Raw genomic sequence first — 26,569 nt, forward strand, 5'->3', positions numbered from 1 at the left:
TTCCTTCAATTTAAAAACCAAACAAAGACACATCACCTTTGCCTGCACGCAGTAATTGAGTACCTTCAGTCATGTCTATGACTGTAGTCGGCTCAGTCCCGCACCAACCACCATCAATAATCAAATCCACATGATGATCCAAACGCTCACGAATGTCATAAGCATCGGTCAAAGGCTCATCGTCTTCAGGCAGCATCAAAGTACAACTGAGCAAAGGCTCACCCAACTGAGCCACAATCGCACTGACAATGGCATGCTCAGGCACACGCAAACCAATGGTTTTGCGCTTAGGATGCATGGTACGCGCAGGTACTTCTTTGGTTGCGGTTAAAATAAATGTGTAACTACCTGGTGTGGCAGCTTTGAGCAAGCGAAATTGGGCATTGTCCACACGGGCATACGTCCCCAATTCACTCAAATCATGACACAGCAACGTAAAATGATGGTGTTTGTCCAGACGGCGTATGGCTTGAATGCGCTCCATCGATTTTTTGTTACCCAAAGCACACACCAAAGCATAACAAGAATCGGTCGGCACCACCGCTACCGCACCGCCACGAATCAACTCCGCCGCTTGATGCACCAAACGCTCTTGCGGATTATCAGGATGGATGGTCAAAAATTGTGCCATAAGATGTCTTCCTTTTTGATGATGGTGTGTCTAATTGGCAAATCAAGCTTTCAATTCAAAATCACAAACCAATAGCAGCATCACACCGAAAAACCAACTGGTTGCTGTAAGCCAGCGTTTTTTTTCGAACAGTTACAGGCATTTGCTCTGCACCCAATAGCCCCGAATCAAACGCCTCGGCTTTGCCGCTAAGGATGATCAACCATCCCTTGATTTTTATAGGACGCTATGAACAAAACCAGTGCGGTCAATCATGGGATTAAAAATACCAAGCCCAATTTATCCCAACTAGATTATTGCCCATCAAACACATAAAATAACGCCAACAAAATGGTGAAAATCTTGTACCCATATTGCCATGCGCATCTGCTCATCGTGTCATTTCCATGACCGCAAAATGATTATGCTGCTTGGTCGAACAATGTCCAAATCGGCTTGCAAATCGGTGGCAATGGTGGCGGCACACCCAATTGTCCGCCTTCGTTGACGCCATGGTAATCGCTGCCAACGCTTGCGTACAATTCAAATCGTTCAGCCAACAAAGCGTAATTCAAACGCTCGCTCAAACTGTGTGAGCTCGATGCAACTTCAATACCGATGCCACCCGCTTCTTTAAATTCGCCTATCATTTCGCGCATTTTGGTGGCGCTCATGTCGTAACGTGCAGGATGTGCAATCACGGCCACCCCGCCTGCATCGACAATCCATTTTACAGCGTCCTGTAAACTGGCCCATTCGTGTTTGACATAAGCTGGCTTGCCATCGCCCAAGTATTTTTTGAATGCCTGCTGCATGTTTTTAACGTGCCCCGCTTGCACCAAAAACCGTGCCAAATGCGCTCGTCCAACGCTGTCGGGGCTACCAGCCAAAGCCAAAGCGCCTTCATATGCGCCTGCAATACCTTTTTTGTCCAACTTTTCCGCCATCAATTGCAAACGACTGATGCGACCACTGCGCAAAGTATCCAAAGCGGCCTGAAATTCAGGCACATCGTCACGCATGTTCAAACCCACAATGTGAATGACTTTGTTATTCCAAGTCACAGACACTTCCACACCATTGATAAATGGCAAACCCAAACGCGCAGCTTCCGCCCGAGCCACAGGCAAACCCGTTAAGGTATCGTGGTCGGTCAAAGCCAACATTTTGGCACCATTTTGATGCGCCAAGCGCACCACCTCCACAGGCGGCAAAGAACCATCCGACACATTGGAATGACAATGTAAATCAATGTTCATCAGCAATGTCCTTTTCATTTGCCACTTGGTTTTTCAATTGCAATTGCTGCGCATCATAAGCGGCTTTGTCACGGTAATACATATTCCAGACACATACATCACCACAATCGCTGCCACAACATTCCCAATCTTCAGGCATGACAGGTTCGGGCAATAACTCGCTCATGCCATTGCACTTTTAGTGACCACAATCGTGACATTAAATTCAGGCATGGTAATGGTTTCGCCATCTTTAATTTTAGCGGTTTTACGGATTTCGACCTGACCATTGCGCAAAACCAATCCATCGCTAATCAAAGCTTTCGCTTGACCACCACTTTCGGCTGCGCCTGTAATTTTCAATAAATCACACAAAGCAATGTGCTGTTGTTCTAATAAATCAAAGGTTTCGTTCATTTTTTATTCTTTCATTTCGTATCAAGCTATTTTACGCCAAAAAACCCCTTCATGCGCTTGTCGTCAATTATTGACCGATTAATTCACACAACTTGTTCTGCTCAAGCAATGCTGACATCATTTCCAACTTCACTCAAACGCCGCACCTTGAATCCATCATTATCTTATGCATCAAGTCTATTACAACCGCTCTATGCTCTTGACTGCCTTGTTGCCCATGTTATTGATTATGGTCAGCAGTGTGTATTTGATTTTAGATGGCGCAGATGTGGCGCGTGAACGGTTTTTGTTTGGCGTTTTACAATCTCCTTATTTTTTTTATCCCATCATTGGCATCATTGCCATCACCTTTGCCCAATATTCTTCCAAACCCTTATACAAATTGCTGCGTAAAAAACCTGCTTTGCGCTGGGGGAAAGCTGGCATTACCTTGGCAAATGGCAGCCGTGTGGCATGGATGGCGATTCAATGCATACACATGCAACAACACAAAAACCAAACCTATATTTTGATTTTTTTAGATGCGCCCTTGGCGTTTATAGACATGCAATACAAATACCGCCAAGTAGACGCTCGCCAACACTGGAAACGTTTCCAAACACCTGTTGCCATCTGTTGCAATGAATTGGATATAGACGCTCAAGTATTGTTAAAAACGTTACAATCGCTGCATCAAAAAAACCATTCGTAATCCTCTTATGCTCAAAACTTTGGCTTTGTTTTTTCTCACTGCGCTCATGGAAATTTTAGGCTGTTTTTTGCCTTATATTTGGCTCAGACAAAATGGTTCTGTGTGGTTATTGGTGTTAGGCGCGGCGGCTTTGTGTGCGTTTGTGTATTTATTGAGTTTGCATCCGACGGCTTCAGGACGCGTGTATGCCGCTTATGGTGGCGTGTACGTCATCAGTGCGTTGTTGTGGTTGCAATGGGTCGACAAAATAGCGTTGCAATGGAATGATTGGTTGGGCGCAGGCGTGATTTTGACAGGCGTATTATTGATTGTTGTACCGTGGCAAAATTAAAAACAAGCGTCCTGTAAAGGTTTACAGGACGCTTGAATGACTGACCATATTACATGGCTTGAATTTTCTCTATCCAAGCTTGCTTTTCAGACTCAGGCAAAAACGAAGCTATGAATGAATGGATGCACAATTGTTTGATTTCAGCCGCAGTCAAATCCAGAGCCTCAGCAATGGCGATGAAATTGTCATTCACATAACCGCCAAAATAAGACGGATCATCCGAATTGACCGTCACCATCACACCTTGCGCCAGCAAGCGACGAATATTGTGTTCACGCATGTCTGACACCACGCACAATTTCAAATTGCTCAACGGACAAACGGTCAACGGCATTTTGTCGTCAATCAAACGTTGCATCAATTTGGAATCTTCTTCTGAACGCACACCATGATCAACACGATTGACTTGCAACACATCCAAAGCTTGCCACACATATTCAGGCGGTCCTTCTTCGCCTGCATGCGCCACAATCAAAAAGCCCTCAGCACGCGCTTTGGCAAACACACGCGCAAACTTTTCAGGTGGATGACCCACTTCGCTAGAATCCAAACCCACGCCAATAATATCGTCTTTGAATGGCAAAGCTTGTTCTAAAGTGGCCAATGCCGCCTCTTCGCTCAAATGGCGCAAGAAGCACATAATCAAATGCGAGCTGATATTGAGTTTTTCTTGTGCATCATCACAAGCACGTTTTAAACCTTTCAGGACGGTTTCAAACGCGATGCCACGATCGGTATGAGTTTGTGGGTCGAAAAAGATTTCAGTATGCACCACATGGTCTTGCGCACATTTTTCAAAATACGCCCACGCCAAATCGTAAAAATCTTGCTCGTGTACCAACACTTTGGCACCCGCATAATAAATGTTTAAAAAAGACTGCAAATTGTGAAAATCATACGCTTGGCGCACTTCTTCAACATTTTGATAAGGAATTTCAATGCCGTTGCGCTGAGCAATGGCAAACATCAATTCAGGCTCAAACGTGCCTTCAATGTGAACGTGTAATTCTGTTTTGGGCAAGGTTTGAATCAAAGAATGGGTGCTCATAAGGCGATACTCCAAATAAAAAAAACGCAAAAACACCGTTTTGCGTCCCCTTGTTATTCAATAATGCTTGTCGGTTATTGTAAATAGGCTTCATCCATTTGGTAATATTCAGACCGCTCCCACACCACCAAGACGGCAACCTCGTCACCAACAGCGACAACAGGTTTTTTAACCAATGGATTGCTGACAAACACATGTAGTTTACCACTGTTTGGATGCAGCCAATGAGCGGTGACTTCATATTGTGTTTTATAGTTGCCATCACCTTCTTTGCGCTGCCATTGTCGTATGCTTTGCACTTGCGCCATCACTGTCACACCTTTTTCAAGTGCTTGTTTTTGTGCTTGGTATTTGGGTAACAATATCAACCCGATTAACAAACCCAACACCAAAGCCATCAACCAAGTGATGGGATGCGGTACAATAAGCACCAATAACACGCAGCCGAACAATAACAATACGGCAATTATCAAGACCACTAACACGGCCATTCCTTCATGAAGAGGCGGCCTGAAAGACCACAAATACATGAGTTTACTGGACGATTTACGGTGGCGCTATGCCGCCAAGCATTTAAACGGCAACGCTGTCCCACAAGAAGATGTTGATTACATTGTTGAAGCCGCACGCCTTGCGCCTTCTTCTTCAGGTTTACAACCGTATCACGTGTTTGTGATTCGCAATCCTGAATTACTCGCTCAATTGTCACAATGCGTTTATGGCAACCAACAAGTGAAAAACTGTTCGCCTTTATTAGTGTTTGCCGCTTGGAATACGTATACCGAAGCGCGCATCAACGAAGTCTTTGAACTGCAAAACCGTGTTCGCAACGTGCCCGACAGTTTGACCGATGCATACCGCACCCGTTTGATTGCCCAAGTAGCCAAACAAGATTTAAGCGAACACCGCCATCATGCCGACAAACAAGCGTTTTTAGCAGCGATGTGTGCGATGAATGCCGCTGCCGAACGCCGCATTGATTGCACGCCGATGGAGGGTTTTGAAGCAGACAAAGTTGATGCGATTTTGGGCTTGGCTGAGTTGGATTTGCACGCCGCTTTGCTATTGCCGCTAGGTTATCGTGATGAAGAGGTGGATTGGTTATTAAAACTGCCCAAATACCGCCGCAACAGTGCAGATTTCATCACCCATTTAGATTGATTTTTGCCATGATGAAGCGTCCTGTAAATGTTACAGGACGCTTTTTTCATGTTTACAAATATTGCAATAACTGTGACAAAGCCGAAATTTGATAAGTCGGCTCTATATCCACATGCAAATGGTTTTGCTTAGGGTTATACCAACACATGTCCATGCCACTGTTCAAAGCGCCAACCATGTCCGCTTCAACACTGTCACCAACAAACAAAACCTCATCCGCCGCCAAACCGCTGCGCTGCAAACAAGTTTCAAAAAAACGCGCATCGGGTTTTTCATAACCGATGTCACTGGAAATATACAAATCGGTAAAATATGGCAACAATTGCGCTTGATTCAAACGCTTGGTTTGCAAAGCCAACATGCTGTTAGACGCGGCATAAATCGGGCGTGTCGCACTCACTTGCTGCACCAACTCCAAAGCACCATGTTCCAATACACTTTGTTGAGACAAATTATTTTGATGACTGAGCGTCACCGCTGTCGCATCCAAATCTTGCCAATTCATCGCCTCAAAAAACAGACCAAAACGGCTGTTAATGACTTCATGTACTTTCATTAAGCCTTGTTTTTGCTTGGCCCACAAACCATCGTTCAATTCGGTGAACACCGTTTGCGCTTGCTCATCCCATAACAATTCATAATCGGCAAAAGTTTGCTGCAAAGCACGTTTGCCGCTTTGCCCAAAATTGAGCAAGGTATCGTCTATATCAAAAAAGACCGCTTGGTAAGCCATGTTTTGCATCCTTTTTACTGCATCAAAAAAAGCGTCCTGTAATTTACAGGACGCTTATTATCACGCTTCGGTCACCAATTTGCGCGCATACGTCTTTTCGCAATAATGACAACGAAGTTTCACATCGCCGTCTTTGCTTTTGACTTTGAAACGGCTCAAAACAGGTTCTTTGTGTGAAGCACAATTGGCGTTCGGGCAACGGAACAAGCCTTGTACTTCGCTTGGCAAATGCAAGCTCAATTTTTCTGCCACTTCATAATTGCGAATCACGTTCACGGTAGCGTTCGGTGCAAAAAATGCCAAACGGTTGGCTTGTTCGGCATTGAAATGCACGTTTTCCACTTTGATGATGTCTTTGTGACCCATGTCTTGGCTGGTCAAATTAAAACCCACCGTCACACGCTCTCCCAAATCATTCAAACCAAATTGGCTCAAAATCACCAAGCCTTGTCCAGCGGGAATATGATCGATGACAGTGCCATCACAAATGGCTTCAACATTGCGTTGGTGGATGGTCATGCTGGCAACTCCTCATTCAAAACCGCAGACAACAAAGCTTGGCGCGCAAACACGCCATTTTTCGCTTGTTCAAAATAATACGCATGAACGGTTTCGTCCACATCAGGATGAATTTCGTCCACGCGTGGCAACGGGTGCATGATGCGCATATTGGCTCTCACATGCGCCAGCATGGCCGCTTTCAACACATACAAACCTTGGATTTTCAAAAATTCTTGCTCATCAAAACGCTCACGTTGCACCCGCGTCATGTAAACGATGTCGGCCAAATTCAAAGCTTCTTCAAAGCTTTCAATCACATGGTAAGCGCAGCCTTTTTCGTCCAACTCTTCGGTAATGTAATCGGGCATTGCCAATTGTGGCGGCGCAACGAAATAAAACGTATTGTTCCAATTGCTCAGAGCTTGTGCCAAAGAATGCACAGTGCGGCCGTATTTCAAATCACCGACCAACACAATGTTCAAACCTTCCAAACGACCTTGGGTTTCAAAAATCGTCATCAAATCGAGTAAAGTTTGCGAAGGATGTTGGTTGGTGCCATCGCCTGCATTGATCACTGGCACAGAAGAAAATTCACTCATCACACGAGCAGCACCATCTTGATTGTGCCGCACCACAATCGCATCGGCATAACCTGCAATAATGCGCGCTGTGTCTGCCAGAGTCTCGCCTTTTTTGGCGCTCGTATTGGCGCCATCAGCAAAACCAATCACATCCGCACCCAAACGATGTGCCGCAGTTTCAAACGACAAGCGTGTGCGAGTAGAAGGCTCAAAAAAACAAGTTGCGACCAACTTGTCATCTAATAAATGCGGTTGTGGATGTTGCTTCAGATGCAAAGCGGTTTTGACCAATTGCGTCAAGGTATCGGTAGACAAATCAGCCACCGAAATGACGTGTTGGCGATAGAGCGGGTTAGACATGGCGTTCCTCTAAGGCAATGTGACAGCGACCCAATCGCTGCGCAAACGGCGGTAATGATACGCTCAATCGGCTTGGCTTAAAAGGCTCAAATTCTATCAGAGGCACTGTGAAACACATGCTTTCAACATCTGATTGCCGTCGTACAAAAGCAAGTCAACCAACACCATGCCCAACGATATCGGTCTTTTAAACTGAAATGAATCCATACCCCATCCACACAATCCCAAAAGCTGACAATGGTTGCTTCCCTATTTTTACATTAAAATCCATACTGAATGATTCATTTGGCTTGTTGAAATTCCAATAAAAATCAACCAACAACCCATGCATTTTTCTTAAGCTCGCAATATCTTAAATTCATATATTTACAAAAGGGAAAACATGTCCACTCAACAAAAATTAGCGGTTTTGATTGATGCAGAAAATGTTTCTGCACAAATTATCGAGCCCTTATTCAAAGAAATCAATAAATTGGGTACGGCGAGTGTCAAACGGATTTATGGAGATTGGACGAGCAATCAATTGGCGCAATGGAAACCAATTTTATTGCCACATGCCATTGAACCTAAACAACAGTTTTCATATACCAAAGGCAAAAATGCTTCTGATATTGCCATGGTTATTGATGCGATGGATTTGTTACACAGCCATAAATTTGATGCAGTGTGTTTGATTTCCAGCGACAGCGATTTCACGCCGTTGGTGATTCGCATCCAACAAGAAGGCATCAATGTCTTTGGCTTCGGACAAAAGAAATCGCCTGAACCTTTCGTCAATGCTTGCCACCAGTTCATTTACCTCGAAGACATCGTCAACAACCAAGTACAAGCACCCAAAGTCGCCAATAAAAAAATCGATGCTTCATCACGCGCGCTGTTAAAAGCCGCGATTGCCGAATACGAAGATGCCGAAGGTTGGGCCAATGTGGGACATGTTGGCAAATTCTTAAGAGCCCAAATCAAAGACTTTAATGTTGCAGATTATGGCTGCAAAAATCTCAGTAATTGGATTCGTGCTTGCGGTGGGCAATTTGAATTGCGGGTTGAAAACAGCATTGCTACGGTCAGACTACGAGCCAATAAAAACAAACCCAAGTCCGTTACTTCTGCGACAGCAACAACCGCAAATACAAATACAAATACAAATACAACCACCATCATCAATCCAACACCTCCACAGCAAGAACCATGGAACCAAGAGCGTTTAAACAGCGATATTGAGTTGAAGAAAAAACTGCGTCAAACCATTTGCCCATTACAAAATGAACAAGGCTGGGCAACGATTGAACAAATAGAACAAGCTTTACAAGAATACGATTGGCAACAATACGGTCATGCCGATCTGAAAACTTTACTGAACCAAATGAATTACATTCAGCAGCAAAATGACTTTTTCAGCGTTTCAATTACCGCCAAACAAGTGCAATTGTATTTAGACAGCATTATTCCTTCTTTGGCGGATGAAGATGGCTGGGTTAGCAGTCTGTTATTGGCAGAACGCTTGTCACAAATCGCTTTATTCAATGCACCAATCTTGGGTTATAACGATGCTTTGGATTTGATTTTAAAATTGGATCGTGAAAACTATGCTTTTATGACTTTGTATGGTCAAAGAATGTTGAAGCCCAAAACCGATTCTGTGTAATGTTTTGAAGGTTTAAAGCGTCCTGTAAACCCTTTACAGGACGCTTTTTGCAAACCTTTATCACACAATGCATTTGCACCATTGCCAATTTGCATTACATTAGAGTTTCATACAAATCAACTGTTTGATTGAAAGCAGCCTATGTCATCACTATTTGATTTTCCCACCACTCAAAAATGGCCACCACAACATCCTGAACGTCTACAACTGTATTCTGCGCCCACGCCCAATGGTGTGAAAGTGTCGATTATGTTGGAAGAAATTGGTTTGCCGTATGAAGCGCATTTGATTCATCCCAATGGCAACGACCATCACTCACCGGAATACATTACCTTAAATCCCAATGAAAAAATGCCCGCCATCATTGACCCAAACGGTTTGGATGGCAACGTGCAGCCTTTGTTTGAATCGAATGCTATTTTGTATTATTTGGCACAAAAAACAGGCAAGCTTTTGCCCCAAGACAGCGTGCGCCAATACCAATGTTTGCAATGGTTGTTTTTCCAAGGTGCGGGCATGGGTCCGATGTTGGGACAAGTGGGATTTTTCTACAAATACGCTGGCAAAGACATCGAAGACAAACGTCCCTTACAACGCTATTTAAACGAAAGCAAACGGGTTTTTGGCGTGTTAAACCAACATTTAGAAGGCAAACAGTGGATGATGGGCGATGAATATACCATTGCGGACATCGCTGTTTTCCCGTGGATACGCTCATTCAATGTGTATTATGAAGCGGGACATTTGGTGGATTATGACTCATTCACCAACATCCATCGTGTTTTAGAAGCCTTTTTAGCCAGACCTGCGGTGCAACGAGGTTTGCTCATTCCAGAGGTCCCTGAAGCATAATATTTGAAGCGTCCTGTAAGCCTTTACAGGACGCTTGATTGTCACAAAAAATCATCAAAATACCGCAATTTATTCTCAAAAAAACCTCATTAAGTTGTCAAATTTAATTCTATTAAATCAAAAGATTAAGCAACAACTTCAGCTGAATAAATCAAAATTGAACATTCACATGCCACACAAGTCGGACAGGGGGTTATTTTTGCGTTACCATGCGCGGCTAAGTAACGCGTAAGCTAAAGGAAAATAGCATGTCTTGGAGTTGGGAAATTGAAGATGCCGCCAGCGTCTACGGTATCAACCACTGGGGTGATGGTTATTTTGGCATCAATGCCAAAGGTCATGTGTCGGTCACGCCTCGCGGCGACAGCGAACACAGTGTTGATGTGTATGAATTGGTTGAGCGTGTAAATCAACGTGGTCAAGATTTGCCGATGCTGTTTCGCTTTCCTGACATCTTACAAGATCGTGTTAAGCGTTTGTGCGCTGCTTTTGACAAAGCCATCGACAAATACGAGTACCAAGGTCAATACACTGCGATTTACCCCATTAAAGTCAATCAGCAAGAATCTGTGGTTAAAAACATCATCGCCACGCACGAACAAGGCGCATCGATTGGCTTGGAAGCAGGCTCAAAACCTGAATTGATGATAGTCTTGGCATTCGCACCCAAAGGCGGCACGATTGTTTGCAACGGCTATAAAGACCGCGATTTCATCCGCATGGCATTGATTGGTCAAAAACTCGGTCACAATGTTTACATCGTGATTGAAAAAGAATCCGAAGTGGATTTGATTATTGAAGAATCAAAACACTTAGGCGTGTGTGCCAATTTGGGTTTGCGTGTGCGTTTGTCGTCTTTGGCGTCAAGTAAATGGGCGGATACAGGCGGCGACAAAGGCAAATTTGGTTTGTCGGCAGCGCAATTGATGTCGGCACAAAAGAAATTACAGGCCGCAGGTTTGGCAGAATATGTGCGCTTGATGCATTTTCACATGGGCTCACAAATCGCCAATATTGCCGATTACCGTTTGGGCTTTCGTGAGGCTTTGCGCTATTTTGCCGAATTGCGCGCTTTGGGTTTGCCGATTGATACGATTGATGTGGGCGGCGGTTTGGGCGTTGATTACGATGGCACCCGTTCGCGCAACGACAGTTCGATCAATTATTCCATGAGCGAATATGCGCATGTAATTGTGAACAATTTGCAAGAATTTTGCCAAGAAAATGGTTTGCAAGAACCGAATATTTTCTCAGAATCGGGTCGCGCGATGACGGCACACCATGCCGTTTTGGTGATGAATGTGACCGATGTTGAGCGTTTGCCATCGAAATGGGATCACATCGAAGACATGGATTCTTTGTCTTTTCCTGTGCGCAAATTGCTTGACTATACCAAAGTCAATGACGCAGACATGGTGACCGAAACCTACCATCGCATCACGGTTTATTTCAATGAACTGACAACTTTGTATGCCGAAGGCAAAATTGGTTTGGCCGAAAAAGCCTTGGGCGAGCAATTGTATTCGGTGTTGTGCCAACGCTTGCACAAACAATTATTATTGCTTGCCAACCAGCGTTCACAACGCCAAGTTTTTGACCTTTTGAATGACAAATTGGCCGACAAATATTTCTGCAATTTCTCGGTATTCCAAAGCCTGCCCGACACTTGGGCGATTAATCAAGTGTTGCCTATCATGCCTTTGCATCGCTTGGATGAGCAGCCAACGCGCCGCGCGGTGTTGCAAGATTTGACTTGTGATTCGGATGGCAAGGTGAGCCAATACATCGACCAGCAATCGATTGAAAGCAACATGCCTGTGCATGATTTGAACGATGAGCCTTATTTGTTGGGCGTGTTTTTGGTGGGCGCTTACCAAGAGATTTTGGGCGACATGCACAATTTGTTTGGCGATACCGATTCCATCAATGTGTATGTGAACGATGATGGCTCGGTGCGTTTGGACGGCATCGAAGAGCACGACACCATCGAAGACATGTTGGCGTATGTGCATTTGTCATCGAAAGAAATCTTGAACCGCTACGAAGAAAAAATCCGCATTGCCGATTTGAGCGCCAACGACAAAAAAGCCTATTTCGCCGTCTTCTGTCATGGCTTGAAACAATCGTCTTATTTGAGTGTTTGAGATTGATTTAGATAAGTCATTGTTGATATTGAAGCGTCTTGTAAAGTTTACAGGACGCTTCAATACTAATATTTTTATTGAATTAATTGAACTATTTTTTAAAAAAATACTCTATATATCATTGAAAAATAATTAAAAAAAATATATAATAATTGACTATTCAAATCTTTGATTGTAATTTAAGCTAAATTAATCAATAAAAATTTATTTTAAATATTGACTAATGTATATATAGTTTTTATATTTAGCTTTGTATAAAATAACATATACTAAATGCTCAGATTACTAATTTTAAAATTTAATATTATCCGCAACAGTAATTATTTAAGGAGTATTACAATGGTTTTAATTTTTAAAATGGATGGGTATGGATTTGGGATTAAATTACGTTAAAATTGTAAAGTATTATATATAAAAGCATTTGAGTTTATCTTAAATGCTTTTTTTATTTTTACTATAATTACTCTAAATAATTAGAGGATACAAATAAATGTCTCCGCTTAATCTATTAGTATTAAATGTTTTAAAAACATTTGCATTATTTATTCCATATTTTACTATCCTAATATGGTTTTATTTTAAAAGGGACTCGTTTTTTTTAAAAAATAGAATTGAAATACAGTTCAATTTAATTATCTCTTTCCTCATTACTGCTTTTATCCAAATAGCAATTTGGAATCTTTTAAGTCTTTTTAAACAGGAAAGTTTTTTAGGGTTTACACCCTCTTCCTCTAATTCAAATACAGATTCTAGTCCTATTCTAGTTTTATTAGGTATTCTTGCTGGTGTAATAGGTTGGCTATACAATTCAAGATATAATGGTATAACAGCTAGAAGAAATCATTCTATTCAAGCATTAATCTCATCACGACTTTCTACAGAATATATTCAAAATAGTAATAGAGTTAGTCATATTTCTAACAAATATTCAACATTAAATCCTTCTTTTAAAAATAAAATGGATATTAGTTATTTTGAAGCATTGCCAACAGAGGACCAAAAATCAATTCACTATATGCTAAATTTTCTTGAATTTATTGCTGTGGGAATTAGATTTGGAGACCTTGATGAGGCACTAATGAAAAATACTTTATCCTCAATATTAAAAAATAACTTTTTATTATTTGAAGATATAATAAAAAAATATCAACAAAAAAATACTCATACTTTCGAGCACTTAACACATCTATATAATCGATGGCACTGTTAAAAAAAGCGGCCTGTAAATATTTACAGGCCGCTTCTTATTTAAAACCACTGATTCAAACCAAACGTTTAATAACCCAGCACAGGTGCCAAATCACGTTCGGCTTGTTCCAAGCTCACGCCACGACGTTTGGCGTAGTCTTCGATTTGGTCTTGTGCCAATTTGCCCGTACCAAAATAACGCGCTTCAGGATGGGCGATGTAAAAACCGCTCACCGCAGCCGTTGGCCACATCGCATAAGATTCGGTCAAAGTGATGCCGACGTCTTCGGGCTGCAACAATGCCCACAAATCGGCTTTGGTGGTGTGATCAGGACAGGCAGGATAGCCTGGAGCTGGACGAATGCCTTGGTATTTCTCGGCAATCAAGTCTTCGTTGCTCAAGCTTTCCGCCGCCGCATAACCCCAATACTCTTTGCGCACCAACTCATGCATGCGCTCGGCCAAAGCTTCGGCGAAGCGGTCCGCCAAAGCTTTGAGCAAAATGGCTGAATAATCATCGCCCGCTGCTTCAAAACGCGCCACATGTTCGTCAATGCCTATGCCTGCGGTCACTGCAAACGCGCCGATGTAATCGGTTTTGCCGCTGTCGTTTGGTGCAATGTAGTCTGCCAAGCACGAATTGTACGCGCCACGGGTTTTTGGCAATTGTTGGCGCAAAGTGTGCCAACGCATCGCTTCGCCTTCGCCATTAGCTTGACCAAAAACGATGTCATCATTGTCCAAACTGTTGGCAGGGTAAAAACCAATCACCGCACGAGCGGTTAACCATTTTTCAGCGATGATTTGTTTTAACATGTCTTGCGCATTGTTATACAAATCGGTTGCCGCTTCGCCCACCACTTCATCGGTCAAAATCGCAGGGAAGCGACCTGCCAATTCCCAGCTTTGGAAGAATACCGTCCAGTCAAAACGCTCTACCAGTTCAGCCAAATCAATATTATCAAACACTTTGCGACCCAAGAAACTTGGCTTCACAGGCTCATAAGCTGCCCAATCAATCGGCGTTTTGTTCGCGCGCGCTTGTTCAATCGACACCAATTTTGCTTGCTTATTATTGTACTTCTCACGCACTTGCACATACTCATCGCGCACGCCTTGCTTGAACGCTTCCACTGCTGTTTGGTCGTCCTGTAACAATTGCGACACCACGCCCACCAAGCGCGATGCATCCAACGAATGCATGGCAATGTTGTTTTGGTAATGCGGCTCGATTTTCACCGCAGTATGCGCTTTAGAGGTGGTGGCACCACCAACAAGCAACGGCACATCAAAACCTTGTCGCTGCATTTCTTTGGCAATGTGGCTCATCTCTTCCAAGCTTGGCGTAATCAAACCCGAACAAGCGACAATATCGGCTTTGTGTTCACGTGCCGTGTCCAAAATGGTTTGACTCGGCACCATCACGCCCAAATCAATCACGTTGTAATTGTTACAACGCAGCACCACCGCACAAATATTCTTACCAATGTCGTGCACGTCGCCTTTAACAGTAGCGAACACAATCGTACCGTTCGCTGGTTGGTCTTCTAAGCCAAGTAAGCGTTTTTCTTCTTCGATGTAAGGCTGCAAATATGCCACCGCTTGCTTCATCACGCGTGCCGATTTCACCACTTGCGGCAAGAACATTTTGCCTGCACCAAACAAGTCACCCACCACGTTCATGCCGACCATCAACGGGCCTTCAATCACTTCAATCGGACGTTTCGCCGCTTGGCGCGCTTCTTCGGTATCTTGCTCAATATAAGTCGAAATGCCTTTGACCAAAGCATGGGTGATGCGCTCTTGCACGCCTTTTTCACGCCAAGCCAAGTCTTCTTGTTTCGCACCACCAACGGCTTCGCCTTTGAAGCGTTCTGCCAACTCAATCAAACGCTCGGTCACATCACCGCCATCTTGGGCCTCACGCATCAATACCACGTCTTCAATGCGTTCACGCAATTCAGGCTCGACTTCTTCGTACACTTCCAGCGCGCCTGCATTGACAATGCCCATCGTCAAACCATTTTTAATCGCGTGGTACAAAAACACCGCATGAATCGCTTCGCGCACTTTGTTGTTACCACGGAACGAGAATGACACGTTCGATACGCCGCCTGAAGTTTTGGCATGTGGCAAGTTTTTCTGAATCCAACCCACCGCTTCAATAAAATCTAAACCGTAGCGTGCATGTTCTTCAATGCCTGTTGCCACTGCAAAAATGTTCGGGTCAAAAATGATATCGCTTGGGTCAAAACCCACAACATCAACCAAAATGTCATAACTGCGTTTGCAAATATCAATTTTCTTTTGGTAAGTATCGGCTTGTCCTGTTTCATCAAACGCCATCACCACCGTTGCCGCACCATAACGCTTGATTTCTTTGGCATGGGCAATGAATTCCGCTTCGCCTTCTTTCAAGGAAATAGAGTTGACAATCGCTTTGCCTTGCACGCATTTCAAGCCTTTTTCGATGACGTTCCAACGTGAGCTGTCAATCATGATCGGTACGCGCGAAATATCAGGTTCAGCTGCGACCAAATTCAAGAAGCGTACCATCGCCATTTCAGCATCCAACATGCCTTCATCCATGTTGATGTCGATGATTTGGGCACCGTTTTCCACTTGAGTTTTCGCTACATCCAAAGCTTCGTCATACAGGCCGTTCAAAATCAAACGGGCAAATGCTTTCGAGCCAGTCACGTTGGTACGCTCACCAACGTTCACAAACAAGCTTGTATCGTCAACATTGAACGGCTCCAAACCCGACAAACGCAGCGCAGGTTTGAGTTCTGGCAAAGCGCGCGGCGCAACACCTTCGACCGCTTCACACATCGCGCGAATGTGCTCTGGCGTGGTGCCACAGCAACCGCCGACAATATTAATCAAGCCAGATTCAGCCCACTCTTTGATGTTCACCGCCATCATTTCAGGCGTCAAATCATAGCCGCCAAATGCGTTTGGCAAACCTGCATTGGCATGCACCGACACGAAGGTTTCTGAAATACGGCTCATTTCTTCCACGTATGGGCGCAACAAATCAGGGCCCAACGCACAGTTCAAACCAAACGAAATCGGTTTGGCGTGGCGCAAACTGTTATAGAATGCTTCAGTAGTTTGACCTGTTAAAGTGCGGCCTGATTGGTCAGTAATCGTACCTGAAACCATCACAGGCAAACGCAAACCATTGTCATCAAAATATTTTTCAATCGCGTAAACCGCGGCTTTGGCGTTCAAGGTATCGAAAATGGTTTCAACCATCAACAAATCCACACCGCCATTGACCAAGCCATCAATCGCTTCCAAATACGCTTCGACCAACTCATCAAATTTCACATTGCGAAAGCCCGGATCATTCACATCAGGTGAAATCGATGCTGTGCGGTTGGTGGGTCCCAAAACGCCTGCCACAAAACGCGGTTTGTTTGGCGTCAATTGGGTAAATTCGTCCGCCAAACCACGCGCAATTTGTGCCGCTGCAAAGTTGATGTCATACACCAAACCTTCCATGCCATAATCGGCTTGAGCGATGCTGGTTGCGTTAAACGTATTGGTTTCAACAATGTCTGCACCCGCTGCAAAATACTCACGCTCAATACCCGCAATCACTTGCGGTTGGGTCAACACCAAAATGTCGTTGTTGCCTTTGATGTCTTGCGGCCAATCTTTGAAACGCTCACCGCGAAAATCGGCTTCGCTCAAATTGTGGCGTTGAATCATCGTGCCCATGCCGCCATCAAGGAGCAAAATGCGTTGTTTCAAGAGTGTGTACAACAATTCGGTACGGTTGCTGGTCATAAACGTGGTTCCAAAATCATTAAAAAACAGAGGATTTGCCCATAGCAAAGAGGCAGATTATAGCAAATCTTACCTTATTAAAGCGTCCTGTAAACGCTGATATCCAAATCAAAACCAACAAAATGGCAGATAATGCTGCTTTTAATCATTTAGAATGCGCTATACAAGGCTTACAGGACGCTTCATATTCCATACAAGTTCATTCAAATACTCAAAAGACACACAAAACATGGTCAAAAAGCTAAAATAAGCATCATTTTAAGGAATTGGCATGAATCATTTACATCGACTTTCATGGGTTTGCGCCGCTGTCATTTTGAGCGCTTGTACACCCACAGACACCAACAACACACCCGCCAAACCGCGTCTATCAGAAGTGGCTCAAAATGGTTTTAGCGAAACTTTTGAACAAGAATACATAGACCAATGTTTAAAAGAGCAAACATCGGTGAATGTGGATACCAAAGTATATTGCTTTTGCATGGGCAGTTTTGTCGTGCGTGACAACCAAGCAGACGAATTCATGCCTTTGTGGCAAGCACATTTGGCAGATACCAAAACAGCTGAACAGACGGCTGTATGGGCGGCTTTGGCTGATACTGCAAAAAAACAACGTGGTTGTAAAATTGAAAAATTCTGACGTTTCACGTGAAACAACACTTTAAGGAACATCTATGTATACCGTTTTTGGCGATACCCAATCAGGTAATTGCTATAAAATCCAATTGTTAATGCAACATTTAGACATCGCTCATCAATGGGTGAACATCGATATTTTGGCGGGTGACACACAAACCGATGCTTTTTTAAGCAAAAATCCTCATGGCAAAATTCCCGTTTTACAATTGCCCAGCGGTAAATATTTGCATGAATCCAATGCCATTTTGAATTATTTGGCATATCAAACCACTTATTTACCAACCGACCGCTTGCAACATGCTCAAGTGTTGGCATGGCAATTTTTTGAGCAATACAGCCATGAGCCCTACATTGCTGTGGCGCGATTTATTGCCAAATATTTAGGGCTGCCTGAAGCGCGACGCCACGAATACGAATCCAAACAAATCGGCGGCCACAAAGCTTTGGCAATGATGGAAAATACCTTAAGCCAACAAGCGTATTTGGTCGGTGAGACGATGAGCATTGCCGACATCAGTTTGTAGGCACACCCATGTGGCCGATGAAGGTGGTTTTGATTTAAGCATGTATCCTGCGCTACGAGCTTGGTTGTCACGCATCGCAGCCCATCCCAAGCACATTGCTATGGCTTAATCCATTCAAGCACCGATTTATTATGGGTTCAGACATCCCAAGCAGGGGAGAAATCTGGATGGATGGTGCGAATGTTTTTTGGCAATGCATTAATCAAAGCCACATCGTGTGCATCCAATTGCAATTGAGCGGCCTGTAAATTATTATGCAAATGCTCACATGAGCTGGCTTTGGGAATGACTGCCACCTGGTCTTGTTGCAACAACCACGCCAACGCCACTTGATGAGCCGTCACACCATATTTGTCTGCAATCGTTTGCAACACAGGAAATTGTGACAAATCCCCGCGCGCCAATGGGCAATACGCAGTCAGCATCATATTGTGTGATTGCGTAAAACCCAAAACCGCTTTTTGCTGCAAACTGATATGGTATTCCACTTGATTGACAGCCAGTTGTTCTCCGACTATGCCCCAAGCTTGTTGCAACAACGGTACGGTAAAATTGGCCACACCAATGTGTTTTGCCCAACCTTGTTGTTGGATTTTGACCAAGGCTTCTAAACTGGCTGCCATATTCCAATTAGAATCTGTGCTTGGCCAATGAATCAGCAACAAATCCACATAATCCATTTGTAAATTTTCAAGACTGGTCGCAGCGGAACGTTCCATTGCAACAGGACTTAATTGATCGTGCCAAATTTTGGTGGTTAAAAACAGCTCTGAGCGTTTAACGCCACTTTGAATGATACCCGCTCCAACCGCAGCTTCATTGTCATAGCGCGGTGCAGTATCAATATGACGATAACCCAGCTCAATCGCTTGTGTGACCACATCCGTAGCTTGCTCACCCAATAAACACCACGTACCCAAGCCAATACGAGGCATATGCATTGTTACTGTCATTGCAACCCTTCCCAAATAGCCAAAGACGTTATTAATGCTCTCGCATCTGTTTGCGCAGCGTGGCCAATTGGCGACGGCTCACAGGCAAGATTTCTTCCAAATCTATAATTTTGGCACCCCAGTTAGCAGCATCATCCGTATGCTTACCAGGCAAGCGCACCAAAGAATCCAAACCATGTTTCATTACAATGGCGTTTCTGTGAATGCGAACCACCTTATCACCGAGCAACTCCTCCCAATAAATCAAAGTTTTGGGCAAATCATAAGTCGAACCATCGGCAGTCACCAAGATGACACTTTTTTCTTCTGCAATCAAATAACGGCTCTTTTGCCATGGAATTTCAATCATACGCTCACGGCTCATGACTTTAAAACAATCAAATTCATCACTAGGCTTATCATGCGAAATGCGTTGCAAAGCGGCCTGTAAGCGACTGATTTTAATGGGCTTCAATAAATAATCTACCGCCGCCAAATCATACGCTTTCAAAGCATGTTCTTCATATGCCGTCGTAAAAACAATTTTTGGAGGATTGCCTGAGGAACGGTTGATGCGCTCCACCAGCGTTAATCCATCCATTTCAGGCAAACCTATATCGACAAAGGCAACATCCACTTGGTGTTGAGTAAGCCAATCTAAAGCAGCTTGTGGGTGCTCAAAATGCTGTAATAAAATAACTTGGCAATCTTTCAGCAACACACGCAAACGTTCTGCAGCCAATACTTCATCTTCCACAATGATGGCACTGAGCATTGTATTTCCTCCTAAATTAACCAAACTCCCCCGAATTATTTTAAATGTATGGTGGGTTTGTTTGGTTCATCTACATCAAAAAAGCCACAACCTTCCCTCGGCTGTGGCTTTTTACATCTCACAAACCTAATATTAATCAGCAAATTGCTTTTTAACTTGCTCACGACGCTCTTGCGCCTCTACTGACAAGTTGGCAGTTGGACGCGCCAATAAGCGTTTTAGACCAATCGGTTCATCAGTATCTTTACAATAGCCATAAGAACCATCTTCAATTTGACGCAAAGCCGATTGAATCTTGGTCAACAATTTACGCTCACGGTCACGTGTACGCAATTCCAATGCATATTCTTCTTCCAAAGTCGCACGGTCAGCAGGATCTGGTGTCACCACTTGTTCTTGCAAATGATTGGTTGTCGCATTGGCATTGCTTAACAACTCTTCTTGCAATGAATTTAACAATTCTTTGAAGAAAGCCAAGTGGTCTTCATTCATGTAATCTTCTTCTGGACCAGCCCAGCTGATGATGTCTTTCTCGGTTAATTTAGCCATAGTAAAGCCCCTCCACTTAGCGTTACCATTGATTTTGATAACGTCGGTTAAATCGGTTTGATTTTTATTAAAAAACGCGCGGCATATTAACACATTTACCGCTACCGATTTCAATACCCATCAATTACATAGCAAAGCTTAAGCTGAAAAACTAAGACTTCTGACATTCTAATAGGTTTCTTTGCGTGCTTGGATTCAGGTTACAGCAGAGAATCATTGCAAATACCAAGCGTTCAAGCTTTGTTGCAAATATGGTAATACTGCTGACAACCACCACCATAAAAACAAAACCAAAATCGCAGCTGAAAAATCAAATTGGCGATAACGCATCCATGCAAAAGGCTTGGTCAACGGACGGTAAATGCGTTGCATGACTGTCAATAAATGAGTGGGTTGTTGCTGCCAACTTAAGATGGTTTGAATCAACAAACCCATGAGCAAAGAATAAGTCGCTGCTTTTAAGGCCGTTAAAACCGTAGACAAAACACTACCTGCCAAAAACACCACATTGCCCAAAACAGTCACATCACGAAACAACCACAACGCCACCACCAAATGCATCACATAAATGAATATCAATGCCGAAGCCACCGAGGCCATGTCAAACCAACCTAAAGGCGGCAATATACGGCGCAAGGGTTTTACCATCCATTGCGTGGTACGCATCGTAAATTGCGCCAATGGATGATCAATGTGCAAACGACCGTATTGCAACAACATACGGCTAAAACACAAAATCCCAAAAATCAACGCCAACATATGCATGATTTCAACCATCATCGCCGTAACCTTTATGCTTGTGACAATTGCTGTTGCATCTCTTCAGAACGTGCCACGCAAGCCGCCACACCTTGTTCTATGCCTTGTGCCACTTGTGCTGCTTCCAATGCGCTAATGGCTGCAAATGTGGTGCCACCTTTAGAAGTCACATTTTGCTGCAATTGTGCAAATGGCAAACCCGATTGTTCTGCCAAAGTCACCGCACCTTTGAAGGTGGCCAAACTCAATTCACGGGCTGTTTCAACATCAAAACCTTGTTGCTGTGCCGCTTGTGCCAAAGCTTCTAACAAATAAAATACATAAGCAGGACCACTACCTGACACACCTGTAATGGCATGCATTTGCGTTTCAACGTCCAACCAATGCACCGCTCCCACGCTTTGCATGATTTGTGTGGCAATGTCTTTATCACTTTGAGCAATGTGTGCAGGTGCATACAGCCCAGCCACGCCCAAGCCCACTTGCGCAGGCGTATTAGGCATAATGCGAATCACACGCTCATTACCCGCCATCGCTGCCAAAGTTTGCGTATCTAAACCCGCTGCAATCGACAAAATCAACGCGCCATTGCTGCGAGCATCGGATAAAGCTTGCGCCATGTCTTGTGGCTTCACTGCCAATAGCAACACATCTTCAGCATGTAACGAAGGCAAACTTTCTGCCACTGCCACGCCATAAGCGTCCTGTAAATATTGACGCTTGTCAGCATGGCTTTCAATCACCGTAATATCAAAACGCGGTGTTTTGATTAAACCCGAAACAATGGCTTGGCACATATTGCCACCGCCTAAAAAATACAATTTTTGCATGTGTGTCTTTCAGGACGCTTGTATGCGTCTGTTCATCATCATAATTGGAAATTCAAAACTGGCTGGTAGATTTAAGCAGGATAATGACGATGGCCAAAAATAGCCGAGCCTATGCGCACATGGGTCGAACCAGCAGCAATCGCCGCTTCCATATCCGCACTCATACCCATAGACAACACATCCACAGCCAAACCTGCCGCTTGCAATTGCTGCAACAAGGTTTGCATCAACGCAAGTTCCTGCTCTAATTTTACAACATCATCCATGTGGCTGGGCACACACATCAAGCCGCGCAAACGCAATTGCGGCAAAGTGACAATGGTTTGTGCCAATGCCAATACATCGCTTGGATTCACGCCATGCTTGGCATCGCTGCCTGAAGTATTTACCTCAATACAAACATTCAATGGCGGCAAGTTTACAGGACGCTGCTCACTCAAACGTTTGGCAATTTTTTCACGGTCTACCGTATGTACCCAAGCAGCTTTTTCGGCCACGATACGGCTTTTATTGGATTGGATTTGCCCAATGATGTGCCATTCAATGTCCAAATCCGCCAATTCAATGGTTTTTTGCGTCCATTCTTGAATATAATTTTCGCCAAAATGTCGTTGTCCTTGCTCATAAAGCGTGCGAATATCCGCACTTGGAAACGTCTTGCTAACGGCAATCAAGTTGACCGCACTGTCACTTTGGCGATGCTGTTGTGACAATTGTTTGACTTTATTGATAACCGATTGATAGTTTTGTATTAAACTGTTTTGGTTCATGACCACCGCTCCGAATTTTGAACAATCGGCATATTTTTCGCAGCCGAAACAACATGAAACCATATCATAAATCAAAGCTCGCAAGGCAGTGTCAGGCTACAATCCGCCATCATAATAACCACTCATTGAATACATACATTAAGGGATGACCATGCAAATTACCGATTTATTGGCATTTAGTGTCAAAAATAAGGCTTCAGACTTACACATCAGTACCGGTTTGCCACCAATGATTCGTGTGAACGGTGACGTGCGCCGCATCAATTTGCCAGCCGCTTCGCAAGAAGAGGTTTTTGACATGATTACCGATGTGATGAATGACAATCAGCGTAAAATTTTCCAACAAAACTTGGAAACGGACTTTTCGTTTGAGTTGCCCAATATTGCCCGTTTTCGTGTGAATGCATTCATGGGTAATCGTGGTCCTGCTGCCGTTTTTCGTACCATTCCCAGTACGGTTTTAACGCTAGAACAATTGAATGCGCCTAAGATTTTTGAAAAAATTTCCGATACGCCGCGTGGTTTGGTCTTGGTGACAGGTCCGACGGGTTCTGGTAAGTCTACCACTTTGGCAGCGATGATTAACTATATCAACGAAAACCATCCTGCGCATATCTTGACGATTGAAGACCCAATCGAGTTTGTACACCAACCGAAAAAATCTTTGGTCAACCAACGTGAATTGCACCAACACACCCACAGTTTTGCCAATGCCTTGAAGTCTGCCTTGCGTGAAGACCCAGACGTGATTTTGGTCGGTGAGATGCGTGATCCTGAAACGATTGGTTTGGCTTTGACTGCTGCGGAAACGGGTCACTTAGTGTTTGGTACCTTGCATACTACAGGCGCAGCCAAAACCGTCGACCGTATTGTAGACGTGTTTCCAGCAGGTGAAAAAGAGATGGTACGTTCGATGTTGTCTGAAAGCTTGCGTGCGGTAATTTCACAAACCTTGCTCAAGACCAAAGATGGTTCAGGCCGCGTTGCAGCACATGAGATTATGATCAGTACGCCTGCGGTACGTAACTTGATTCGTGAAAACAAAATTGCGCAAATTGGCTCTGTGATGCAAACAGGTCAACAGTTTGGCATGCAAACTTTGGATCAATGCTTACAAAACTTGGTACGCCGTGGTCAAATTTCTTTGGATGTGGCACGCGGCAAGGCTTCCAATCCTGATTTAATTAATAGCTAATTTGGAGCTTCATCATGTCTAATGATACTAATGAACTGTTATCCATGCTCAATGATGTGGCCAGCCAAAAAACATCTGAGCTTGAAGTACAGTCACCAGCTAACAGCCAAACAACCACAACCACACAACCCATACATTCATCACAAACCTTGCAGCAAGCGTATTTGAATTTACAAAAAATCATGATTTACGCTGCCGAAAAAAATGCTTCGGATATTTTCATTGCGCCAGAATTCCCACCTGCGGTGAAAATCAACGGCAAAATTACACCATTGTCTTCCAAGCCTTTTACCGCTGAAAACACACGTGAAACCGTGTTGTCTACGATGACACCTAAGCAAATCAAACAATTTCACGAAGAGTTGGAAATCAACTACGCCATCAAAGCCAATGCCGATGTGCGTTTCCGTGTGAATGCTTATCACGAGCAAGGCCGCATGGGTATGGTGATGCGTAAAATCAACACCGAAATTGCCACTTTAGATGAATTGAAATTACCTGATATTTTGCGTGATTTGGTGTTAGAGCGCCGTGGTTTGATTATTGTGGTCGGTGCCACAGGTTCTGGTAAATCCACCACCATGGCAGCCATGTTAGACCATCGCAATAAATTGCAAGCAGGTCACATTGTCACGATTGAAGACCCTGTCGAGTATGTACACCGCCATCAAAAAAGCATCGTCACCCAACGTGAAGTGGGAATGGATACTTTGAGTTGGCATGCTGCATTGAAAAGTGCCATGCGTGAAGCACCTGATGTTGTCGTGATTGGTGAGGTTCGTGACGAAGAAAGTATGAGCCGAGCTTTGGAATTGGCACAAACGGGTCACTTGTGTTTATGTACTTTGCATGCCACCAATGCCAACCAAGCTGTTGAGCGTGTGATTAACTTTTATGAAGAAGCGCGTCACGCTCAAGTGTATATGGACTTGGCTTTGAACTTAAAAGCGATTATTTCACAACGTTTGGTGGTTAAAAAAGACGGTACAGGCCGCGCAGTTGCCATGGATATTTTGCTGAACAATCCTGCTGTACAAGATTTGGTTTTCAAAGGCGATATTGGCGGTATCAAAGAAATCATGAACCGCGCGCAAGACGAAGGCATGCAAACTTTCGACCAACATTTATTGCGTTTGTACATCGATGGTACGATTGATTATGAAGAGGCTTTACGCAATGCCGACTCTATCAATGATTTGCGCTTGAGCATCAAACTTTGGGAAGAGGGTCAAAGCAAGAAAACCGTATTTGATCGTGTGAACAATTTGAATTTGATGTAAACATTTAAAAGCGTTACATTGATAAGCCACCTATTAAGGTGGCTTTGTTCATTCAGGAAGACTTATGTCCAACATTCACTATCCCGAGAAGAAGCTCGGGCTGATTTATGCCATCAGCTGTTACATGATTTGGGGTTTGTTTGCCCTGTATTGGTATCCGCTGACTCAAACCGATATGCCTGCAAGCCAAATTTTGGCACAACGGGTCATTTGGTCTACCGTATTTGCTTTAATTTTAATGGTCGCCTTGCGCCAAACCAAAATCGTCGTAGATGCGATTAAAACGCCTAAAGTATTGGGTGTGTTTGTTCTGTCTGCGGCTTTATTGGGTGCCAACTGGCTAATTTACATTGGTGCGATTACTTCCAATCATGTGTTAGATGCCAGCTTAGGTTATTTTATTTCACCTTTATTCAGCATTTTATTAGGACGATTGTTCTTCAACGAACGTTTGTCTTATTTACAGGTCGCTGCTGTGGGCGTCGCATCTTTGGGCGTTATTTGGTTGATTGTGTTGTATGGTAACGTTCCTTGGATTGCCTTGGGTTTGACCATCAGTTTTGGTTTTTACAGCCTAGTACGCAAACTCGCTCCTTTGCCTGCTTTACCCGGTTTAATGCTGGAAACTTTGTGCATGTTGCCCATTGCTTTGTTGTATTTGGCATTTCAACAACAACAAAACACTTTGTATTTGGATTTATCGTCTTTTAATTGGGCGATTTTGGTCGGCTCAGGCATCATCACCACCGTACCCTTATTGTTGTTTGCCGCAGGTGCCAAACGCATCAGCATGACAGAAATGGGCATCATCCAATACATTTCACCAACTTTGCAATTGATTACAGGCTTAATCTTGTTTCACGAAACCTTTAATCAAGACCGTTTCATCGGTTATGCTTTGGTGTGGGCTGCGGTGATTTTGTATTTGCTGTCTTCGTGGCAAAAACGCCGCAAAGCGTAATCATCATCGTGACCATATAAAAGCGTCCTGTAAAACATTTACAGGACGCTTTATTCATGA

Annotated in this window: 28 protein-coding genes; 12 read left to right on the forward strand and 16 right to left on the reverse strand. The window is 43.8% G+C overall.

Annotated elements, in window-relative coordinates:
* Positions 1-10 precede the first annotated feature (10 nt).
* The 4 genes from H150_RS0108075 to H150_RS0108090 form a co-directional block, all read right to left on the reverse strand.
* A complete protein-coding gene (locus tag H150_RS0108075; protein ID WP_019958546.1) occupies positions 11-631 on the reverse strand; it encodes an L-threonylcarbamoyladenylate synthase in 621 nt (206 codons plus the stop codon).
* A gap of 401 nt (positions 632-1,032) precedes the next feature.
* Positions 1,033-1,869: a PHP domain-containing protein gene (locus H150_RS0108080; RefSeq protein ID WP_019958547.1), complete on the reverse strand. Its 837-nt coding sequence runs from the start codon at positions 1,867-1,869 to the stop codon at positions 1,033-1,035.
* Positions 1,859-2,035, reverse strand: coding sequence for an oxidoreductase-like domain-containing protein (locus H150_RS14990; RefSeq protein ID WP_019958548.1), 177 nt, complete (start codon positions 2,033-2,035; stop codon positions 1,859-1,861). Before H150_RS14990 ends, H150_RS0108080 begins: the two co-directional genes overlap by 11 nt.
* Entirely contained in the window at positions 2,032-2,265 is a 234-nt protein-coding gene (locus H150_RS0108090; RefSeq protein ID WP_019958549.1) for an RNA-binding S4 domain-containing protein, read from the reverse strand. Before H150_RS0108090 ends, H150_RS14990 begins: the two co-directional genes overlap by 4 nt.
* 166 nt (positions 2,266-2,431) lie before the next feature.
* Here H150_RS0108090 and H150_RS0108095 point away from each other — a divergent pair, with 166 nt between their 5' ends.
* Both H150_RS0108095 and H150_RS0108100 read left to right on the forward strand, forming a co-directional pair.
* Positions 2,432-2,956 (forward strand): hypothetical protein, encoded by a 525-nt coding sequence (locus H150_RS0108095; RefSeq protein WP_019958550.1) that lies wholly within the window; start codon positions 2,432-2,434, stop codon positions 2,954-2,956.
* Positions 2,957-2,963: 7 nt separating this feature from the next.
* Positions 2,964-3,287: a YnfA family protein gene (locus H150_RS0108100; protein ID WP_019958551.1), complete on the forward strand. Its 324-nt coding sequence runs from the start codon at positions 2,964-2,966 to the stop codon at positions 3,285-3,287.
* A 49-nt stretch (positions 3,288-3,336) separates the two neighbouring features.
* Here the strand turns inward: H150_RS0108100 and H150_RS0108105 are convergent, their stop codons facing one another.
* Both H150_RS0108105 and H150_RS0108110 read right to left on the reverse strand, forming a co-directional pair.
* The gene (locus H150_RS0108105; RefSeq protein ID WP_019958552.1) at positions 3,337-4,335 is read right to left on the reverse strand and encodes an adenosine deaminase; all 999 of its coding nucleotides are present in this window, start codon (positions 4,333-4,335) and stop codon (positions 3,337-3,339) included.
* A gap of 74 nt (positions 4,336-4,409) precedes the next feature.
* Positions 4,410-4,820: a hypothetical protein gene (locus H150_RS0108110; protein ID WP_051083019.1), complete on the reverse strand. Its 411-nt coding sequence runs from the start codon at positions 4,818-4,820 to the stop codon at positions 4,410-4,412.
* 43 nt (positions 4,821-4,863) lie between these two features.
* On the opposite strand from H150_RS0108110, the gene H150_RS0108115 reads away from it, so the two are divergent.
* Positions 4,864-5,496 (forward strand): nitroreductase family protein, encoded by a 633-nt coding sequence (locus H150_RS0108115; protein ID WP_019958554.1) that lies wholly within the window; start codon positions 4,864-4,866, stop codon positions 5,494-5,496.
* Positions 5,497-5,548: 52 nt separating this feature from the next.
* Here H150_RS0108115 and H150_RS0108120 read toward each other — a convergent pair whose 3' ends face one another.
* The 3 genes from H150_RS0108120 to pyrB are packed head-to-tail and all read right to left on the reverse strand — an operon-like array spanning position 5,549 to position 7,671.
* The gene (locus tag H150_RS0108120; protein ID WP_040755808.1) at positions 5,549-6,229 is read right to left on the reverse strand and encodes a YjjG family noncanonical pyrimidine nucleotidase; all 681 of its coding nucleotides are present in this window, start codon (positions 6,227-6,229) and stop codon (positions 5,549-5,551) included.
* Between the two features lie 60 nt (positions 6,230-6,289).
* The gene (pyrI, locus tag H150_RS0108125; protein WP_019958556.1) at positions 6,290-6,748 is read right to left on the reverse strand and encodes an aspartate carbamoyltransferase regulatory subunit; all 459 of its coding nucleotides are present in this window, start codon (positions 6,746-6,748) and stop codon (positions 6,290-6,292) included.
* Positions 6,745-7,671, reverse strand: a complete 927-nt coding sequence (gene pyrB, locus H150_RS0108130; protein ID WP_019958557.1) for an aspartate carbamoyltransferase — start codon at positions 7,669-7,671, stop codon at positions 6,745-6,747. Before pyrB ends, pyrI begins: the two co-directional genes overlap by 4 nt.
* 382 nt (positions 7,672-8,053) lie before the next feature.
* Here pyrB and H150_RS14995 point away from each other — a divergent pair, with 382 nt between their 5' ends.
* The 4 genes from H150_RS14995 to H150_RS0108150 all read left to right on the forward strand — a co-directional run bounded on the left by H150_RS14995 (position 8,054) and on the right by H150_RS0108150 (position 13,522).
* On the forward strand, positions 8,054-9,316 hold the full coding sequence (locus tag H150_RS14995) for an NYN domain-containing protein (RefSeq protein WP_019958559.1): 1,263 nt from the start codon (positions 8,054-8,056) through the stop codon (positions 9,314-9,316).
* Between the two features lie 141 nt (positions 9,317-9,457).
* Entirely contained in the window at positions 9,458-10,168 is a 711-nt protein-coding gene (locus tag H150_RS0108140; RefSeq protein ID WP_019958560.1) for a glutathione S-transferase N-terminal domain-containing protein, read from the forward strand.
* Positions 10,169-10,416: 248 nt separating this feature from the next.
* Positions 10,417-12,312, forward strand: coding sequence for an arginine decarboxylase (gene speA / locus H150_RS0108145; RefSeq protein WP_019958561.1), 1,896 nt, complete (start codon positions 10,417-10,419; stop codon positions 12,310-12,312).
* 490 nt (positions 12,313-12,802) lie between these two features.
* Complete coding sequence (locus tag H150_RS0108150) at positions 12,803-13,522, forward strand: DUF4760 domain-containing protein (protein WP_019958562.1); 720 nt, start codon at positions 12,803-12,805, stop codon at positions 13,520-13,522.
* A gap of 65 nt (positions 13,523-13,587) precedes the next feature.
* Here the strand turns inward: H150_RS0108150 and metH are convergent, their stop codons facing one another.
* Entirely contained in the window at positions 13,588-17,295 is a 3,708-nt protein-coding gene (metH, locus tag H150_RS0108155; protein WP_019958563.1) for a methionine synthase, read from the reverse strand.
* Positions 17,296-17,566: 271 nt separating this feature from the next.
* Between metH and H150_RS0108160 the strand changes: the two genes are divergently transcribed.
* On the forward strand, positions 17,567-17,935 hold the full coding sequence (locus H150_RS0108160; protein ID WP_019958564.1) for a hypothetical protein: 369 nt from the start codon (positions 17,567-17,569) through the stop codon (positions 17,933-17,935).
* Positions 17,936-17,969: 34 nt separating this feature from the next.
* Positions 17,970-18,458: a glutathione S-transferase family protein gene (locus H150_RS14060; RefSeq protein ID WP_019958565.1), complete on the forward strand. Its 489-nt coding sequence runs from the start codon at positions 17,970-17,972 to the stop codon at positions 18,456-18,458.
* 137 nt (positions 18,459-18,595) lie between these two features.
* On the opposite strand, the gene H150_RS0108170 is transcribed toward H150_RS14060, so the two are convergent.
* The 6 genes from H150_RS0108170 to H150_RS0108195 all read right to left on the reverse strand — a co-directional run bounded on the left by H150_RS0108170 (position 18,596) and on the right by H150_RS0108195 (position 23,073).
* Complete coding sequence (locus H150_RS0108170; protein ID WP_040755810.1) at positions 18,596-19,411, reverse strand: aldo/keto reductase; 816 nt, start codon at positions 19,409-19,411, stop codon at positions 18,596-18,598.
* 31 nt (positions 19,412-19,442) lie between these two features.
* The gene (locus H150_RS0108175; RefSeq protein WP_019958567.1) at positions 19,443-20,165 is read right to left on the reverse strand and encodes a LytR/AlgR family response regulator transcription factor; all 723 of its coding nucleotides are present in this window, start codon (positions 20,163-20,165) and stop codon (positions 19,443-19,445) included.
* Positions 20,166-20,297: 132 nt separating this feature from the next.
* Entirely contained in the window at positions 20,298-20,714 is a 417-nt protein-coding gene (dksA, locus tag H150_RS0108180) for an RNA polymerase-binding protein DksA (protein WP_019958568.1), read from the reverse strand.
* A gap of 213 nt (positions 20,715-20,927) precedes the next feature.
* On the reverse strand, positions 20,928-21,494 hold the full coding sequence (locus H150_RS0108185) for a YggT family protein (RefSeq protein ID WP_019958569.1): 567 nt from the start codon (positions 21,492-21,494) through the stop codon (positions 20,928-20,930).
* 11 nt (positions 21,495-21,505) lie between these two features.
* Positions 21,506-22,303, reverse strand: a complete 798-nt coding sequence (gene proC / locus H150_RS0108190; RefSeq protein WP_019958570.1) for a pyrroline-5-carboxylate reductase — start codon at positions 22,301-22,303, stop codon at positions 21,506-21,508.
* Positions 22,304-22,374: 71 nt separating this feature from the next.
* Positions 22,375-23,073: a YggS family pyridoxal phosphate-dependent enzyme gene (locus H150_RS0108195; protein ID WP_040755811.1), complete on the reverse strand. Its 699-nt coding sequence runs from the start codon at positions 23,071-23,073 to the stop codon at positions 22,375-22,377.
* A gap of 151 nt (positions 23,074-23,224) precedes the next feature.
* Between H150_RS0108195 and H150_RS0108200 the strand changes: the two genes are divergently transcribed.
* The 3 genes from H150_RS0108200 to rarD all read left to right on the forward strand — a co-directional run bounded on the left by H150_RS0108200 (position 23,225) and on the right by rarD (position 26,509).
* Positions 23,225-24,268: a type IV pilus twitching motility protein PilT gene (locus tag H150_RS0108200; protein ID WP_019958572.1), complete on the forward strand. Its 1,044-nt coding sequence runs from the start codon at positions 23,225-23,227 to the stop codon at positions 24,266-24,268.
* Positions 24,269-24,282: 14 nt separating this feature from the next.
* Entirely contained in the window at positions 24,283-25,548 is a 1,266-nt protein-coding gene (locus H150_RS0108205) for a PilT/PilU family type 4a pilus ATPase (protein ID WP_019958573.1), read from the forward strand.
* 64 nt (positions 25,549-25,612) lie between these two features.
* Positions 25,613-26,509: an EamA family transporter RarD gene (rarD, locus tag H150_RS0108210; RefSeq protein ID WP_040755812.1), complete on the forward strand. Its 897-nt coding sequence runs from the start codon at positions 25,613-25,615 to the stop codon at positions 26,507-26,509.
* The last annotated feature ends 60 nt before the right edge of the window (positions 26,510-26,569 follow it).

Source organism: Vitreoscilla stercoraria DSM 513 (assembly GCF_000382305.1).
Classification (GTDB): Bacteria; Pseudomonadota; Gammaproteobacteria; order Burkholderiales; family Neisseriaceae; genus Vitreoscilla; species Vitreoscilla stercoraria.